The sequence below is a fragment of the Acetivibrio mesophilus genome (assembly GCF_004102745.1).
Taxonomy (GTDB): Bacteria; Bacillota; Clostridia; order Acetivibrionales; family Acetivibrionaceae; genus Hungateiclostridium; species Hungateiclostridium mesophilum.
The window spans coordinates 55,600-74,846 of sequence record NZ_RLII01000016.1 but is presented as its reverse complement, the minus strand read 5'-3'; the positions used below and the strand labels follow the sequence as shown (position 1 = coordinate 74,846).

General features: G+C 39.8%; 10 protein-coding genes. 9 read left to right on the top strand and 1 reads right to left on the bottom strand.

What is annotated here, in order from left to right; genetic code table 11:
* From EFD62_RS17625 to EFD62_RS11815, 7 genes are all read left to right on the top strand, one after another.
* Positions 1–5,430, top strand: a 5,430-nt coding sequence (locus EFD62_RS17625; protein WP_128706184.1) for a dockerin, incomplete at its 5' end; no start/stop codon positions are given.
* Between the two features lie 236 nt (positions 5,431–5,666).
* Positions 5,667–6,599 (top strand): GGDEF domain-containing response regulator, encoded by a 933-nt coding sequence (locus EFD62_RS11840; RefSeq protein WP_069194860.1) that lies wholly within the window; start codon positions 5,667–5,669, stop codon positions 6,597–6,599.
* Between the two features lie 25 nt (positions 6,600–6,624).
* Complete coding sequence (locus EFD62_RS11835) at positions 6,625–7,506, top strand: HEAT repeat domain-containing protein (protein WP_069194859.1); 882 nt, start codon at positions 6,625–6,627, stop codon at positions 7,504–7,506.
* Positions 7,507–7,717: 211 nt separating this feature from the next.
* Positions 7,718–9,355, top strand: coding sequence for a peptide ABC transporter substrate-binding protein (locus tag EFD62_RS11830; RefSeq protein ID WP_128706183.1), 1,638 nt, complete (start codon positions 7,718–7,720; stop codon positions 9,353–9,355).
* Between the two features lie 34 nt (positions 9,356–9,389).
* Positions 9,390–10,358 carry an ABC transporter permease gene (locus EFD62_RS11825; protein ID WP_235832640.1) on the top strand — a complete coding sequence of 323 codons (969 nt, stop codon included), beginning with the start codon at positions 9,390–9,392 and terminating at the stop codon, positions 10,356–10,358.
* 19 nt (positions 10,359–10,377) lie between these two features.
* Complete coding sequence (locus tag EFD62_RS11820) at positions 10,378–11,223, top strand: ABC transporter permease (RefSeq protein ID WP_069194857.1); 846 nt, start codon at positions 10,378–10,380, stop codon at positions 11,221–11,223.
* Positions 11,224–11,249: 26 nt separating this feature from the next.
* Positions 11,250–12,878 carry an ABC transporter ATP-binding protein gene (locus EFD62_RS11815; protein ID WP_069194856.1) on the top strand — a complete coding sequence of 543 codons (1,629 nt, stop codon included), beginning with the start codon at positions 11,250–11,252 and terminating at the stop codon, positions 12,876–12,878.
* Here EFD62_RS11815 and EFD62_RS11810 read toward each other — a convergent pair.
* Positions 12,858–14,564, bottom strand: a complete 1,707-nt coding sequence (locus tag EFD62_RS11810) for a GAF domain-containing sensor histidine kinase (RefSeq protein WP_128706182.1) — start codon at positions 14,562–14,564, stop codon at positions 12,858–12,860. The genes EFD62_RS11815 and EFD62_RS11810 overlap by 21 nt on opposite strands.
* A gap of 185 nt (positions 14,565–14,749) precedes the next feature.
* On the opposite strand from EFD62_RS11810, the gene EFD62_RS11805 reads away from it, so the two are divergent.
* Entirely contained in the window at positions 14,750–18,268 is a 3,519-nt protein-coding gene (locus tag EFD62_RS11805) for an adenylate/guanylate cyclase domain-containing protein (RefSeq protein ID WP_128706181.1), read from the top strand.
* Positions 18,269–18,397: 129 nt separating this feature from the next.
* The gene (gene cwlD, locus EFD62_RS11800) at positions 18,398–19,114 is read left to right on the top strand and encodes an N-acetylmuramoyl-L-alanine amidase CwlD (protein WP_069194853.1); all 717 of its coding nucleotides are present in this window, start codon (positions 18,398–18,400) and stop codon (positions 19,112–19,114) included.
* Positions 19,115–19,247: the final 133 nt, after the last annotated feature.

Genomic DNA, 19,247 nt, shown 5'->3' with positions numbered 1-19,247 from the left:
CATAGCTATGGCTCATGGACAACAACTAAAGCGGCAACCTGTACTACCGATGGAAGTCAAAGCAGAACCTGTTCGAGGTGTAAGGCAGTTGATACACAGACAACAAAAGCAACAGGCCATACATTCAACGGATCATATACGACAACAAAAGAACCCACATGCACAACTACCGGCACAAAGGAAGGTAAATGTACAAAATGTTGGCAAACAGTTTCAACAATTACGATAGCTGCATTGGGACATAGCTATGGCTCATGGACAACAACTAAAGCGGCAACCTGTACTACCGATGGAAGTCAAAGCAGAACCTGTTCGAGGTGTAAGGCAGTTGATACACAGACAACAAAAGCAACAGGCCATACATTCAACGGATCATATACGACAACAAAAGAACCCACATGTACAACTACCGGTACAAAGGAAGGTAAATGTACAAAATGCGGGCAAACAGTTTCAACAATTACGATAGATGCATTGGGACATTCATATGGATCGTGGAAAACACTCAAAGAAGCAACGTGTACAGAGGAAGGAATCAGAGAAGGGACATGCTCAAGATGTTCGGCGCGTAAAACGGAAAAAATATCGCCTTCAGTACACTCGTTTAACGGTTCATATACCACAGTAAAAGAACCGACATGTACTGATGAGGGACGAAAGGAAGGCCGTTGTACTAAATGCGGAGCAGTGGTATCAACAGTAGCTATTCCTGCACTAGGTGGCACGCATCAATTTAACGGTTCCTATACCACAGTGAAAGAGGCAACATGTACACAGGAAGGGCGAAAGGAAGGAAAATGCACAAGGTGCGGTGCAACAGTATCAACTATTTCGATACCTAAACTGGAACATTCATACAATTGGAAAACGATCAAAGAAGCAACGTGTACAGAGGAAGGAATCAGAGAAGGGACATGCTCAAAATGTTCGGCGCGTAAAACGGAAAAAATATCGCCTTCAGTACACTCGTTTAACGGTTCCTATACCACAGTAAAAGAACCGACATGTACTGATGAAGGACGAAAGGAAGGCCATTGTACTAAATGCGGAGCAGTGGTATCAACAGTAGCTATTCCTGCACTTGGTGGCTCGCATCAATTTAACGGTTCCTATACCACAGTGAAAGAAGCAACATGTACACAGGAAGGGCGAAAGGAAGGAAAATGCACAAGGTGCGGTGCAACAGTATCAACCATTTCGATACCTAAACTGGAACATTCATATAATTGGAGAACGATAAAGGAAGAAACATGTACACAGGAAGGAATTAGAGAAGGAACTTGTTCGAAATGTTCGGCACGTAAAACAGAAACAATAAGTCCTAAAGGGCACCAATTTAATGGATCATTTGTTACAGTGAAAGAGCCGACATGTACTGATGAGGGACGAAAGGAAGGCCGTTGTACTAGATGCGGAGAAGTGGTAACAACTGCAAGTATTCCTGCACTAGGTGGCGCGCATCAATTTAATGGTTCATATGCAACAGTGAAAGAACCAACATGCACAGAGAAAGGACTAGCGGAGGGAAGATGTAATAGATGTAGAGCGGTGGTATCAACTAGAGAAATTCCTGAACTTGGTGGTGTACATCAATTCAACGGTTCATACGCAACAGTAAAAGAAGCAACCTGTACTGAAGATGGATTAAAAGAGGGACGGTGCAGTAGATGTAAAGCTGTAGTTTCAAAAATTACTATTCCGGCAAAACATACATATTCTCAAATCAGCACTAGACCAAGCACAGTGACTTTAGGAGGAGGTAATGCTACCGAAACTCCAATATATGTGAATGCAATATGTTCTAGATGTAAAAAGACCATCGATGTAACAAGTGAAGCAAAGTTTTCAAGCAGCAATAGCAATCTGGCATCTGTGGTGAATAGATATATTAAGAGTGGTACACAGTTTGGAACTGCAACAATTACTGCCAATTATGGTGGAATGAAAGCAGTCTGCAGCGTGGAAGTTAAGCCGGCAGGCGGTGCAAAATTACGTGCATTGCGTATAACTCCAAAAGAAGATACAATCGCTGAGTTCAACAAGTGGGGCTCAGAAGTGAAAGTCATGGCAGTATATGACAACGGTGAGGTTGATATAACAGATTATGTTGAATTTACATCCGGAGACAAAAGTATTGCTTATGTAGATAAGGTGGGTAATAAAAAATATATCAAGAGTGGCATAAAGAAAGGAACAACTTTAATAACAGCATCCTATGAAGGGAAAAAAGACACATGTACTGTAAAAGTAGACATGGCTTATGAAGTAGAAACAAAGCCCTTCAAGATTGGAAATTCTACAGGATTCACAATTCCTGAAGACCTGCCGGTTATTGGCGGTTCTGAAATAGAGTTTGACTTGGATTTCATTCCTGCTACATTGAGCTTTGGAAAAGAAGAGTTTAAAGTGGCAATTGGGATGAACGATGTAAATAGTGTTGGCGAAAAATGGGATGAGTTTAAAAAGACTTTTGACAGCGCAAAAAAATCAATGGCTTCTACGAAAGCCTTAAGAGACAAGATGAAAAAACTTGGCACAAAAACGGGTAAATTAGGTATTGAAAAAGGTTGGGAGCCAGATCTTGACGCCTTTGGCTATATCGAAGGTGTAATAATTGACGGTATACCTATAGTAACTAGCGGTTCAATAGCTCTAATAGCTGAGGCGAAATATACCAACCAGACACAATACTTGATAGGACCTGTTCCTGTGTACTTTGAAATAGGCGGCGGTGTCAAGCTGGAATATATCAACGACATCTTTAGGTTCAATCTTCAAACAGGTGAAGCCGTACTTAATTCACAGTTGAAAATAACACCAAGTTTCGAACTCGGTGGAGGAGTTGGCGTAGCAAAAGTATTGACAGTAGGCGGTTCGGGTGAAGCAGAACTTGAATTTCTCATTATCGGCAAAGAAGATTATTTAAAGGTTACATTAACGGGTAGCTTGAAACTAAAGGCAACCGCATTATTCTTCAGTGCTGAAAAAGAAATTGCAAAGGGTACATGGAGCCTCTATGAGTCACATCCTCGCAATAAGTCTTTGATGATGGCAAGTCCTTATGCTGATGCCAAGCTCGATATGTACAATATAGATGAGTATAAAATGATGTCGAGGGATTATATTGATAGGCCGTCAGTATGGATGGGAAATCAGCGATTAATGCGGGCAATGGCTACTGAATATACCAATAAAGAAATGAAAGTTTTAGGAACCAATATATACCCTGATGCTCAGCCTCAATTAGTGGATTATGAGGATAAGCAGGTTTTAGTCTGGATTTCCGATAATCCAAACAGAACCTCTGCCAACAGAACTATGCTGGTATATTCCGTGTATGATAAAAACAGCGGCATGTGGAGTGAACCTGTGGCAGTAGATGACGATGGTACAGCAGATTTCTATCCTCAACTTGCACAGGAGGGAAGCGATATTTACGTTGTATGGCAAAACTGCAATAAAACCTTTACTGAGGATGTAACATTGGAAGAGGTTGCAGGTTCGGGTGAGATAGCCGTCAGCAAATTTGACGGAGAGACGGACTCATTTGGAGCAGTTGTTCAGCTTACAGAAAATGATGTGGTTGATATGTTGCCACAAATAACTGTATCAGGCGGTAGTGCTTATATAGCATGGATCAGTAACAACAAAAATGATATATTCGGCGTGGACGGCGAAAACTCAATTTACTACTGTGAGCTTAAGGGCGATGAATGGTCAAGTCCCGAAATACTTAGTGAAGGCTTAAATGCAGTTCTTTCATTGAGTGCTGGAGTTATTGAAGACTCATTTGCAGTTGGGTATGCTTTAGACGGGGACGATGTACTTGAAACAATAGATGACACGGAGATATACGTAGTAAAGCCCGGTAGTAAAGATATTAGACTTACTAATAATGATACCGTGGATTCTGCACCTGTATTCTCAAGCTTCAATGGAACAGGAGCTTTATATTGGTACAATGAAGGTAACATATTATTTGTAACACAGCTGGATGCTGAGCCAGACCGTGTCTTCAGTGGAGCAAAACCGGGACTGAAGGATGACTTTAAGGTTGTTGAGGGAAGTAAAAATGAAACGGCAATAATATGGGCTAATACTACAAGGGAATCAAGCGCAATATATACAGCAATTTATGATGCAGACAGTGCTACATGGAGTGATGCTGTAAAGCTATCGGATGTTGCAGGTGAAATTCAATCTCCGGATGGTGTTTTTGACGATAACGGTAACATAAGTATTGCATTCAGTAGACTGACCCAGCTAGAGGATGGAAATGAACAAGCTGATTTATGTATTATTAAGGTTGTTCCATCCTACAATCTGTCTGTGGACGGTATCAGTTTTGACCATAACAAAGTTATACCGGGTACTCAATTGGCAATTGATGTTGAAGTAACCAACAACGGTGAAATAGGTGTCGAAGAATTGGTTGTTGATATTTTAGATGGAGATGAAATTATCAATTCTGAAGCAATTGGGGTAAGCTTAAAGCCTGGAGAGACTAAAACGGCCACTGCATTAATGAATTTACCGGATACCATAACTAAAAAAACATATAGTGTTCGGGTTTCTACCGTAGAAGGTGAAGAATACAACACAAATGACAATATAAAGCAGTTTACAATTGGCTATACTGATATCACTGTACAGTTGGAGAGATACAGTGAGGGAGACATTGAATATGTAACTGCTAATGTTATAAACTTAAGTCACATGCCTTCAGGAGCTACTTTAAAGGTAACAAAGGGCAGTGAAGAGGGTGAAGTGATAGACACAAAGATTATCAAAAGCACAGATGACATAGTAAAATATGAATATCAATTTGACAAAAAGGTACTGTGTGCAGATAAAGAGTCGGAGGTATTGTATTTTACGGTTGTAGCAGATGAAGAAGAGATTTATACCAGCGATAACGTTAAATTTATTGTCTTAAGCAATGAGCAAAGCAGTAATGAAACCAGTATATCCGGATATATTTCAGTTGACTTTGATTATCCATCTAAATCGGAATCAAAAATAAAGTCAGGATTCAATGTGAAAATAGCAGGAACGGAATTGTCGGCGAAGACAGATGAGAAAGGTTATTTCGAGATATCAGGCATACCCGACGATATGAAAGAATTTACACTGGAGATAAGTAAGCCAAGCTATCTAAAGAGGTATGTTACTGTGAATGGAACTGGGGAGTTGGTGGTTTCTACTGAGGATAATCCGATCATATTATGGGCAGGCGACCTAGAGTATAAAGGGGCGCAGGATAATGCTATTAATATGGTGGATGTGATGCAGATAGCTAAAACCTATGATACAGTAATTGGAGATGAAGGATATATAGCTGATTATGACCTAAATGATGATGGTGCAATCAATTTTAAAGAAGTATTCATTATTTTCAGACATTTTAATACAATAAGTTCTGACTATTAGTTCTGGCATGAATACGTTATTTGATGATTGAGTATTAGATAAAAAAGCGGTGGTTATAAGGACCACTGCTTTTTTTATGTAGTCTCTTATTATATTTTGCAATCCAAATAAAAACTCAACTGTTCAAAATCAAATTTTTATTATATAATTATTACTATGTTATAATTTGTCTTGGTCATTCCGATATATATAGGGAGAAATATACCTAAAATTATCTTAATAGGAGCTCACAGCAAATGTTTAAGAAGAAAATATTGATAATTGATGATACTGAGTTTATGACAAAACTTATATCTGACGTACTTGTTAATGAAGGTTATGAGGTGGTAAGCGCATCTAACGGGCGTCAGGGGATTGAAATGGTTAGAGTTGAGAAGCCGGACTTGGTTTTGCTTGATGTTGTTATGCCCGATATGGATGGTTTTGAAGTGTGTAAGATTCTAAGAGATGATGAGGGCAATAACCTTATGCCTATTATCATGCTTACAGCGCAGGATAATGAAGATGACAAGCTTACGGGTTTGGAGCTTGGTGCAGATGATTATATAATAAAGCCCTTTAATAGCAGAGAACTAGCCAGCAGGGTGCGTAACACATTAAGGCGCATAGACAGAAACCGATGGGCAAATCCATTGACCGGGCTTCAGGGCAATATTGAGATACAAACTGAAATTAATCAGAGGATAGCTACAAAGCAGCTTTTTGCCGTTATTTACGCTGATCTCGACAATTTTAAGGCATATAACGATGTGTATGGCTTTGCAAGCGGCGATAGAGCTATAAAGCTTACAGCCGATATTATTGTTGACAATGTACATAATTATGGGAACCAAGGTGATTTTATAGGTCATGTGGGAGGAGATGACTTTATTATTGTGTCCACTCCCAATAAAGCCGAAATTATAGTAAAGGGAATAATAGATGATTTTGATATGAAAACAAAGGCTCTTTATTGCGAAGAAGATGTAAAAAGAGGATATATTGTTACGAGCAACAGGCAGGGACAGGTAATGAAGTTCCCGTTGATATCCATATCTTTTGCCATAGTTACCAATGAGGTTAGGGAGCTTATCAGTCATATTCAGATTTCTGAAATAGCTGCTGAGCTTAAGAAAAAGGCAAAGTCCATGCCGGGAAGCTCTTATGTAAAAGATAGAAGAAAGTTTTAGAATATTGTGACTTGGGGGATTTAATTTGGAAAAGGCTGAATTACTGTTTGAAAGCTACAATATGGTGATAGAGGAAAGCTGCAATAAGATTTTTATGAATGAAAAAGAAGAGGACATTTTGAAGATTGACGAAGACCGCTTGTACGAAATAGTGGATGAGGACCTCGAAAAGTGGGGCAAGGCTCCAATGCAGGAACTTGACGGATTGAGTCCGGATGAATATTTTAATAGTATTTCGGAGATAGGACAATTATTGGAGCTGTTCAAGCTTGGAGCAAAAATGTGCGACATGCGCCTGCCCAATTCTCTTATTGACAGAATTGCATCCTATAACGAGGTGGCGGAGGATGAATTGCTGAAGCTTGCGACGGACCGCTGTGTTCAAAGCAATGAGGAAGAGATTTTTTCATCGCTGATGGCCATTTGTGTGCTTGGAGAATGGAGGACAGAAAGGGCTGTTGGACCATTGATCAAACTTTTGGGAAATTTGGAAATTGAGACTAATATGAATGATGAAATAGTTTTGGAGAAAGTTATTGATGCCCTGGCTTTAATTGGGGGTGCAGCGGTGCCGGCTATAGTTGACAGACTTAATTCCATAGAAGACTTCGGCATTTTAGATGAATACCTGTTGACATGTCTCACAAAAATGGAGGCAAAAGCTCTGGATAAAGACGTTTATGATACTGTTTATAGATGTTTGAAAAATTCATTTCTCAGAATGAGCAATAAAGCCTTTGGGGCTATTTGCCTCGGTGACTTTGGGGACGGTAGGGCAATACCTGCATTGAAGGGTTATGTTCAAAAGAACATGGGCTCTATAGACTATGAGACGTATTGTGATATACAGTCTGCGGTTATCCGCCTGGGTGGAAATATGGATGACATAAAAATTGAATTTGCATAAGCTTGATTTCAAGGAAAGACCTCGCCACAGGAAATTAAAACAGAGCATATCTAATATAGACAAATCAAATAATTTCGTAAAGCAATGGTTTGGTAATATGTAAATCGTTTTCGTTAAATTAATTAAATATATAGATTTAGGACATTGGACAACGTATGCAGTCTCAAATAGATCTGCGTTGTCCATAGAACTATCATAAGGAGGCAAAAAAATGAAGATTATAACAGGTTATGCCTTGTTGTTAGTTGTCTTTATCACCATGAGCATTGCTTTATCGGGATGCGGCACCGCAGAGGCTGGGTTTAATCAAGTAAACATAAATCTTGGAGAAGAACCGTCAACTCTTGATCCCCAATTGGCCTATGATGTGGTTCCAATGAGAGTAATAAATGCTACTTTTGAAGGGTTGATGCGAAAGGACAAAGACGGAACCCCCATACCGGGAGTCGCAAAAGAATATGTAATAAGCGATGATCGGTTGACATATACTTTCTATCTCAAGGATGATGCGGTGTGGTGGGATGGAACCGGTGTTACTGCCCAGAATTTCAAAGATGCCTGGATGCGTGCCTTAGATCCTAAGCCAAAGTATCATGAACCATCTTATATGGCTTATCTCCTTTTTTGCATAGAGGGAGCTAAAGAATACGCCTATGGAGAGGGAAAGGCTGGGGATGTTGCAATTTATGTAAAGGATGAAAAAACTCTGAGCGTTACCCTTATAGATCCTACTCCGTATTTTTTGGATCTTGTCTGCAATAGTGTATATATGCCCATAAATTCAGAATTTTTCGAAAGACAGATTTCCAATGACAATATATCGAAATACGGATCGGAAGCAAAAGCCCTTTTGGGCAATGGACCTTTTAAGATAGAGGAATGGAACCATGACGAGAGTATCATTCTGACAAAAAACGAAACATATTGGAATTCGGAGAATATCAAGCTTGATAGAATAAAATTCTGTATGATACGCGAGAACACTGCAGCCATAAACTCCTTCAAAGCAGGGGAGATTGACATGGTGGAGATAATCGATCCCCTATTGATAAAGGAGTTTGAAAAAAGCGGTTATCAGGTGGGAAGCTATGATGTAGGACTTGTAGAGTACATATCTATGAACAACGAGGACCCTATACTTAGGAATGGGAACATCAGGAAAGCCCTTTCCTATGCCTTAGATCGAAAAACCTTTGTGGAGAAGGTGCTGGGGGATGGCTCTCAGGAGGCTTTGGGTTTTGTAAGCCCCATGGTAAGAGGATATGAAGGTTATTTCAGGGATCAGGCGGGAGATTTGTTTAAGGATAATGACGTAAAAAAGGCAAAGGAGCTATTGGCACAAGGCCTTAAGGAATTGAATCTTTCAGATATGCCCAAGCTAAGCATTCTAGCAGATGACAAGGAAACGTCAAAAAGGGATGCCCAGGTAATTCAGGATATGTGGAGAAAGAATCTGGGAGTGGAGGTTGAAATACAGATAATGTCCTTTGATGCCATGGCGGAAAAAATGATGCAAGGTGATTATCAGATGTCGCTTCTTATGTGGTCAGGGGAATACAACGATCCACGGGCGTATTTGGAGGTATTCTCATCATCAAACTACTATAACGTGGCATATTACGTCAATTCCCATTTTGATGAGCTTTTAGATAGAATCATAGGAGAAAAAGACTTGGAGAAGAGGATGAGCCTTTTGGTGGAGGCGGAAAAAGTGGCCATGAGCGACATGCCTGTCTGTCCGGTATATTTTGCCCAGAACAGTTATGCAGTAAGGTCCGGGGTAAAAGGGTTGGTTAGAGGCAGTAGCGGTATACAGGATATAGATTTGTATTGGACATACATTGAATAAAGTATAAAGGAACCTGGAAAAAGGTGATGAAGAGTTGGAATTTATACGTTTCATTGTTAAAAGAATAATATTCTTTTTAATCACAATGTTTCTGGCGGCAACCTTTACCTTTGTGCTAATTAAGAGTCTTCCGGGCGGGCCCTTTGGTTCGGACAAGATGATACACCCTCAGATAATGGAGAACCTTAATGAAAAATACGGGCTGAATGAGCCTTTGCACAGGCAGTATATTATGTATATGCAAAACCTCCTTAAGGGCGACTTGGGGATATCCATGATTTATAAGAACCGGAGCGTCAGTTCCATTATTAAAAGGGCATTTCCTGTATCATTGGATTTGGGGATTAGAGCAGTTGCACTGGCTGTTTCGGCAGGTTTGTTGATGGGGCTTTTGCCCGCTCTTCATAATAATAAGGTGATGGATTATCTTGTTCTTGCGGTTACTATGCTGGCGATATCAATGCCCGGCTTTGTGATGGGAATGCTACTTCAATACCTTGTTTCCTTCCGGTTATCCGAGGCGCTGCAAAGTATTACAGGTATTGGATACAGTATTTTCCCCATAACGGGATGGGGAAGCTTCAGGTATACTGTTGTGCCTTCCATTGCTCTTGCGATCGGAGCAATGGGTATGATGGCAAAAATGCTCAGAGCAGGTATAAAGGATACGCTAAATCAGAATTACATAATCATGTCCCGGGCAAAGGGTATGACACATATGGAAGTGGTAATAAGGCATGCTCTGAAAAATGCTGTCCTTCCGCTTCTTTCAATTTCAGGCCCTCTTATCACCTCAATAATTATGGGTTCCTTTGTGATTGAAAATATCTTTTCCATACCGGGACTGGGACAGTATTTTGTATCCAGTGTTCAAGATAAGGACTATACAATGGTGGTGGGGCTTTCGGTGTTTACTGTGTTTCTTGTAGTTCTTGCAAATACTTTGACGGATATAATTTATGCTGTTGTTGACCCAAGGGTGAGGATTGTTTCAAGAAAGTAGGATTACGGGAGAAGATGTCATGTTGTATTTCATAAAAAAAGTTGCTTTGGGTTTGTCAAAGGACAGGGCAGCACTAGTCTGCGCAATTTTTATTACAGTGGTGGTATTGGCGGCTATTGTTATACCTGTAGTCTCGCACTATGACTATTACAGCCATGATGCGGATAGCAAATTCCTCCCGCCTTTTACCGGCGGGCACTGGTTTGGCACCGATGAGTTTGGGAGGGATCTGTTTGTAAGGGTCTGGCATGGGGTTAGAATATCTTTTGCCATAGGCGTGCTTGTAGCATTTATACAGATGCTAATAGGTACGTTGTACGGAGGTGTGGCAGGGATTTTTGGCGGCCTTGTTGACGAGGTTATGATGAGATTTGCCGACGTCATGTATTCTGTTCCCAACCTTGTCGTTGTTGTATTAATTACTCTCCTCATGGGCAACAATGAGCTTTCGGTGATATTTGCTCTTTCACTGACCGACTGGACAACTGCGGCAAGAGTTGTAAGGGGACAGACTCTTGTTTTGAAAGAAATGGAGTTTGTACAGGCGGCAAAGGTATTGGGCGCAAAGAGGCCACAAATAATGTTAAAGCATATACTGCCCAATTGCAGTGGACCGATTCTTGTAAATTTGATGATTAATATACCTTCAGCAATTTTTGCCGAGAGTACCTTAAGCTTTCTGGGCATTGGTATAAAGCCCCCGGCTGCAAGCCTTGGAACTTTGGTGAATGAAGGGTTTAAGTATGTAAACATAAACTACTACTCTTGGGTGATATTCATACCCCTTTTATTTATTGCACTTATAATGATAAGCCTAAACATATTGGGTGATGCACTTCAAAAAGTGCTGGATTCAAAATCCTAGGATTTTTAGACAAGGTGGTCTAATATATGAATGCGCTTCTTAAGATAAGAGACTTTTCTCTCTTTTGCGGGAAAAATAAAATACTCGATAACATTAATATGGATGTTTTTGAAGGAGAAATCCTTGCTGTGGCTGGGGAGTCTGGAAGCGGTAAAAGTATGCTGGCACGCTCTGTTTTGCGGCTCAACGATCCTAAAAAGTTTAAAACTAATGGGATAATACTCTTTGAAGAAGAGGATATAAACGCATTGCCGGAAAAACGATTGTCTAAAATCCGTGGAGCCAAAATAGGCATGATATTCCAAGAGCCCCTTTCCTATCTCAATCCGGTTCTAAAAATGGGTGTACAATTGAACGAAGCTCCCATAAGACATAAGAAAGTCAGGAAAAGAGAAGCAATTCTATTAATGGAGGACCTTCTTGAAAAGCTTAAGATAAATAACCCTTCCGCCTATATGAAAAGCTATCCTCATCAATTGAGCGGTGGAATGGCCCAAAGGGGTGCAATTGCCATTGCAGCATCGTGCAGGCCGAGGATAATAATAGCCGACGAGCCCACAAGCTCCCTTGATGTGATTACCCAAGCCTCAATTATTAGGCTGATAAAGGATTTGGCAAGGGTAGAGGGGATATCAGTGGTTTTTATTACCCATGATTTGCAGCTTGCATCAAGGTTGGCCGATAGAGTGGTGATTATTGAAAAGGGAAGAATTGCTGAGGAAGGATGTATCCGAAAGGTCTTTGACAGTCCCAAATCAAAAGCAGCATCTTGTCTTATTAGAGCCTGTATGATGGGCAATTTCAAAAAAAGCAAAGATTCTATAGATAGCAAGAATTCCATCATAATGAAAGAGCATAGCGTAATAAAGGAAAATAAAAAACCTGTTCTTGAGGTTCAAAATCTCAGCATGCATTATAAAAACGGAAGAGGGAATATAATAAGGGCTGTTGACGATATATCCTTGGAGGTTTTTGAGGGTGAAACCCTTGGCATTTTGGGGGAGAGCGGAAGCGGTAAGTCAACTTTGGCAAGAATTGTGACCAGGATTCAAAAGCCGTTGTCCGGGAAGGTTGTATTTGAAGGTACGGACATATTTGGACGGAGGGATTATCCTCGTCATGTCCAAATGGTTTTTCAGGACCCTTTTTCATCTATAGATCCTCAGATGAGAATAGAGGATATAGTGGCAGAAGGAATGGACATGATTTTAGGTAAGAATCGCTGGAATAGGGTAGAGGAGGTGGCACGCTGTCTTCAAAAGGTGGGGCTCGATGAGAGCTTAAAGGACAGATATCCCCATCAGTTAAGCGGGGGCCAGAGGCAAAGAGTGGGAATAGCAAGAGCTGTAATTATGAATCCGAAAATCATAGTATGTGATGAGCCTACCGCTTATCTTGACACCGTTTCACAGATGCAGATATTGGAGCTGTTTATGAAGCTAAAGAAAGAGAACGGCATTTCATATGTTTTTATTACGCATAATATAAGGGTTTTAAGCAGCATAAGCGACAGAATAGCTGTAATGCTGGGGGGAAGAATTGTAGAAACAGGAAGGACGGAGGATATAATTAATAATCCTGTCCATCCCTATACAAAAATCCTTATAAATGCCGCTTCGCTAAACGAAGAAGAATCAAAGGGGAATGCAAATTGATATACAGGTACCTTTGCCGGGGCAGGATTTTATGTCCACCTTGCCCTTAACCAATTCCGCACGTTCCCTAAGTCCTCCAAGACCAAATCCTCCTCTTATGCCAGGAGACTTTTTCAATTGCTGCATTGTATCGAAGCCCACTCCGTCGTCGGTTAGCGTAACATAGATTATGTTATCGTTTATGCTGAAGTCAACGGTTACATTTTTGGCATCGGCATGTTTGTGTATGTTTGAAAGAGATTCCTGAACCATCCTGTAAAGGGTTGATGCGAGGTAATACTCGATTTGGGAATCATCTCCTGAGACATTGAAGGTTACCTTAATGCCAGTATTTTCTTCAAAAATGCCAAACCTGTTCTGGAGAGCTGCTATAAGTCCGGCATCTAGGAATGAGGGTTTTAAATCGTAAAGAAGAGTTCTTATTTCCTTTGATGTGGATTTTATAGCAGTGTTAAGATTATCCAGTTCCTGGGTGCTTTTTTCGTATTCGGAGTTTTGCATTAGCTTTTTCACAAGATCAACCTTTAACGACAAATTTGCCATAGCTTGAGCTGGTCCATCATGTATTTCCCTTGCTATTCTCTTGCGCTCTTCCTCGTGTGCCTTCAGAATTTTTTTGCTTAGTATCTCAAGCTCACTATTTTGTATCTTATAGCTGTCAAGAAGCTTTTTCATGTCCCTGTATAGAAGGTTGTTTTGAAGAGCAACTGCAGCTTGTCCTGCCAGGGAATTCATAAGCAGCTCGTCAGTATAGTCGTAGGAAATTATATTGGACAATGCATCGGGGTTTGAATAATCTATAATTTCATCTTTGAACTTCTTTTTATTAATCAATTGAATCACACCTAAAATACGGTTTTCATGATTCTTCATGGGTATAGTAAGGATAGATTTTGTAATATAGCCCGTATGCACGTCAAAGCTGTCGTTGTGACGGTAGTCAAGATTGGGGGGAAGTTTGTAGACATCATCAATCTTTATGGTCTGACCTGTAATGACTGAATAGCCGAAGATGCTTTCTTTCGTTATTGGCGACGTAAAGGCCTCCAAATTTATATCAACACTCATGTTCTTTGCGATAACAAATTTGAGGATTTTATCCTCGCAGTCACCATCTTTTACTGATGTCCAGCTATAAGAATTTTTGTCAATCACAAGATAAATGGTTCCGGCATCGGAGGATGTAAGGTTAATACTGCTTGTTATAATCATGTCAAGAAGTTTTACAGCATCCTTTTCCGAGGATAAAGACTTTCCGATTCCATAAAATTCCTTGATTTCGTACTTGAGATAATTAATCTTTTGCCTGTTGGAAATCTCGTTTTTCAGTTTACTTAGGAAAAAAGGCATGCTGAAGTGTTTTGTGTATATGTACTCAAAAACATTTTCCGCTTCTTCTAAAACAGCCCTTTCGCTGCTGAAAACAACAAGTATGCAATCCAATTTCCCTAATATTTTGTTGAGGCGAGGCAAAAATTCCACAAAGATAGAATACTCCACGAATACAACAGATAAAGGAGGCGTATCCTTTGAACCTTTTGGTGCAAGGCGTTCTATGATGCCTAAAAAATCATCCCGGTCTGAAAAAACATGGGTATGTGGAAAACTGGTTTTAATTAGGCTAATAAAAGTCTCACATTCTGGGTTGTCTAAATTGGCTAATAAAAATACAGACTCTTGCAACATTTTATTACTCCTCACAGTATGACTTTATAACACAACTCTATGCAAAATGCTGAAATCTCTAAATAAGAATCGGAAAAAATCGATAAATATATTATACATTAATAGTGTTTTGAACTTAAAAAGGTGAACAGGATATATTTTTCTAAAGTTTGTGTATGAATATTTGGTTTGCGGGGGGACTTGCAATGATTTGTTTTAATTGCGGCATAAAACTTTATGGCAGTGAATTGAATGAATGCCAGTTGTGTGGTGTCAAGTTTGATAAAGTTTGTACGTCCTGCAATTCTCTTAATCCCCTTATGGGTAAGTATTGTTTCAACTGTGGCGCCAAGCTTGCACAGGTTGAGCCCCAGAGCACAATACAAAACTTTGATACCCTTTCCGAAAACCGCAAGAATGTTGCAGTTATATTTGCGGATGTTTCAGGATTTACAGCTCTGTCGGAAAAGCTGGATCCGGAGGAGGTAAGGGAGCTTATAAATGACTGCTTTGATTATATTACCAAACCCGTGTATGAGCTGGAAGGTACTATTGATAAGTATATAGGCGACTGTGTAATGATACTTTTCGGAGCAAAATATATACATAGTGATGATGCGAAGAGAGCCGTAATATGCGCAATGAGAATGATGAGTTTGATTCGGGAGTTCTCTGTGGAAAGGCTCTCATCAAAAGGACTGTCTTTAGATCTCTCGATAGGAATAAATTATGGACTGGTGGTTACCGGTAGCATTGGAAACACCTTTGACAGAGATTACACTGTAATGGGTGATATTGTAAATACTGCGCAAAGGCTTCAGTCCAATGCAGACAGGGGAACTGTTCTGGTATCGGAGTCGGTGTTTAGTGAGACCAAAGGAATCATTAAATATTCGGAGCCGATGGAGATAAAAGTGAAGAACAAGGAAAAGGCTGTGAGGTGCTATTCTCCTATAGAAATAAGTGCGGAATATGACTATGATAGCAAAAAAGTGTTTATCGGAAGAGAAAAGGAACTGGGGCTTCTTGTATCCATATACAATGACAGCTTAAATACCTCCACAAAATGTATAAATATTATCGGTGAGGCAGGGGTGGGAAAGACCAGCCTTCTTCAAGAGTTTTTATCAAAGCTGGATCAGGATATCAAGAAGGTTTGGGTGGACTTAAATTCCTTTTCCCAGAACAAGGTTTATTATACTGTTTCTAGTATTCTCATGAAAATAATGAATATTAATTCTGCAGAAAGCTCCAGTGTCAGACAGCGAAGGCTAGTTTCCTTCTTGGACTACATAATGGCCGATTTGAGCGAGGAGGAAATAGAAAGAAATTGCAACTTTATTGGACTTGTGTTGGGCCTTAAGAGAAATAATGAGTTTCAGAACATATTAAATTCTATGAGCTTTGAGAATATAAGAAAGGAAATAATAAAGCAGCTTTCGCTTTTCTTTATAAAGCTCTCACAAAAGTTCAGAATGGTAATAGTCGTAGATGACATGCACTGGTCCGATACCAATTCATTGCAAATTTTGAGGGAGCTAATAAAGTCCCTGTCATTGATTAATATCACTTTTATCTTTAGTTCCCGATACGAGTTGGAAGAAATAGGGCCCCTTTCGTACATAAACTATCACACCTTAAAGCTCCAGCCTTTGACGGAAAATGCTATTGGCACTCTGGCATGCAAACTCCTTGACTGCGAAGAAATTGATGAAAGCTTGTTTAAGGAAATTATGAAGTTTACCAACGGTAACCCGTTGTATATATACGAGTTTATACAAAGCATCAAAAGGTCGGAAAGCTTTGTAGTGAAGAAGGGTATTGGAAGTATAGATTCCAATAAAGCCATATCTCTTCCCAATAATATTCAGAGCCTTATTCTTTCCAATATATCGGAGATGAATGAAGCTGAAAGAAACTTCCTTCAAGCTGCATCTGTTATGGGCAACAAGTTCAGTCTTTCGCTTTTAGGTCCGCTGTTGGAGATGGACAGTGATGAGGTTAACGACCTTATAAGGCTTCCTGTGCGTCTTAACATCATTTCCCTTAAGGAAGCATACACTGCATTAGGTGCTGTGGAGAAGATATTTGTTTTTAACCAGGACGTGGAGAGGGAAGTCATATATGACAGCATTCTCAATAAGGATAAAAGGGAGCTTCACCAAAGGATAGGAGAACTGATAGAAGCAAAATACTGCGGTGAATTGGAAGGCTATTATGAGATCCTTTTTACTCACTTTAGAAAATCGGGGCAGAATAAAAAAGCTGCGGAGTACAGCTATAAGACTGCAATAAAAGACAGAGAAAATTATAATTTCCCCAGTTCTCTGCAATACTACAACCATTTTCTGCAGTTGGTTTTACAAGAAGGCAGTACGAAAATGGATTCAAGGGTATTGGATGCTTACAGGGATATGGCATATATTAATTTCATTATGGCCGACTATAACAGGTCACTGAGCAATTTGGATAAAGCCCTTGAAATTGCGACCCTGTACGATGATATATATTCTATAAAGCTTATGATTGCAGATATATACAAAGAGACGGACATGTACGATGATGCCCTTAAAATCCTAGAAGACCTTCAGCCTAAGATAAAAGAGGAAAACACTCTTTATGGAAAGCTATTGCAGATGAAATGTAGCATTTTAAGAATCCTAGGCGACACCGATGCCCTTGCAATAGCCCAAAAATCGGAACAGCTGCTAATAAAGATGAAGGACTTCGAAAACCTGTCCGAAACCATGAACCAAGCGGGAATCATATACTACACAAAGGGGGATGTTACCAACTCTCTATTGTGCCTTGATAAGTCGTATAAATATGCTGAGAAAATAAATAATCTTGCAATAATGTCAAAGGTATCGGGAAATCTAGGAGCAATTTACCATGCTACCGGAATGATCTCGAAAGCCCAAGAATTCTTTGACAGGTCCATCCAAATTTCAAAGAAGATATCGGACCAGCAGGGATATATTGCCGGATGTACAAACCTTGGCATATTATATTTGAATAAGGGACTGTTTGATAAAGCGGAGATATTATTTAATGAAGCTGTGGAAATGTCCCGGGAAATATCTTCAAGGCTTAATGAATGCATTGCCGTTGCCAACATTGGAGAAATAATGTTTAAGAGAGGCCTTGATTATAAGGCTTTGGAATATTACAATAGGTCTTTTGAAATAGCTAGAGAATTAAAAGTGCCGATAGGTGAAGGTATTTACCATCTAAGCACTGCAAGGATGTACATTGAGAATAAAATGGATGGCAATGTCAGGAAGATGCTTGACGCTGCTTTTAAAATCTTTACTGAAGCTGAGGAAGTATTATATTTAAGCGATTGCTACAGAAATAAAGCATTGCATGAGTTTATGCAAGGCAAGATAGAGGCTGCCATTGAAGATTGTAAAAAGGCAGCCCAAATAGCACAGGAGATAAAGAGCGACATTAGAAGGCTTAAAGCCTTAAGACTGAATGCAAGGATTTTGGCCTATATGGAGCAGAATGAAAGTGCCTTCAAGCTGATTGACGAGTCTATAATTCTATCGCATCAGTTGGAATCCGACTACGAAGCGGCAAAGGGTTATATTGAAAGGCTCAAGCTGCACAGAAAATTGGGTAACTGGGATAAAGCCCGGGAGGATTTGAAGCGGGCAAGGGAGTGTGCCGGAAAGTTTGACAGATGCAAGTTAAAAGAGATAATTGAGGGGTACGAGCTATAAAAGTATAAATACACTCTAAAAAAGCTTTTTAATCAATCCTAATATAGATAGTATATGGCCAACCTGTTTGTGAATATGCTTATTGTATAAATCACAAATCAAATTGATTCATATTAGGGGGAGGGCCGCATGATTCTAGTAATAAAAAAAGATAAGATAGCTTTGATAGGCTTAATCTTTTTGCTGTCGGTAATGATAATAAGCCTTAACATAGCATCGGGACAGAATGCACTTGAGGTTGCAAATGATAATACAGTAAAAAGAACCATTGTAATTGATGCGGGTCATGGGGGAGAAGACCCGGGAGCAGTCAGTGACTACAGTGGACTTAAAGAAAAGGATGTAAATCTTGTTATTGCAAAGAGGGTTAAGGAGCTGCTGGAGGCAGAAAACTTTAATGTTATTATGACCAGGGAAGAGGATGTTCTCAAGTATAAGGAAGGGACCAAGGGATATGATAGTAAAAGGGGGCAGGACCTCACAGGACGCAAAAAATTGATAGATGAATCAGGGGCTGATATTGCGGTAAGCATACATTTGAATAAGTTTAGCCAGACCCAGTATCATGGAGCTCAGGTTTTCTTCCCGCCAAGATCCGAAGATAGCAAGAAACTTGCGGATATTATTCAGAAGTCACTGAGAGAGAATATTGACCCTGACAATAAAAGAGAGGCGCTGGTAAAGGATACAAAACTAATAATTCTCAGAAATTTAAAGGTTCCTACGGTGATAGTTGAGTGTGGTTTCCTTTCCAACAGGGAGGAAGAGCAGAAGCTGGCCGACAAGGACTATCAGGAAAAGCTGGCCATGGCAATAAAAGAAGGGATAGTGAAGTATTTTGAGTAATAGTAAATCATTGACGGATAATTGGATGTTATGGTATATTAAATAAGGAAATAAGGTCATGAAGGCTTTAAGATATTAATAGTTTATATTTTATCAATATTGGGATGAACCCGAAAAGAGGCTATATGAAATA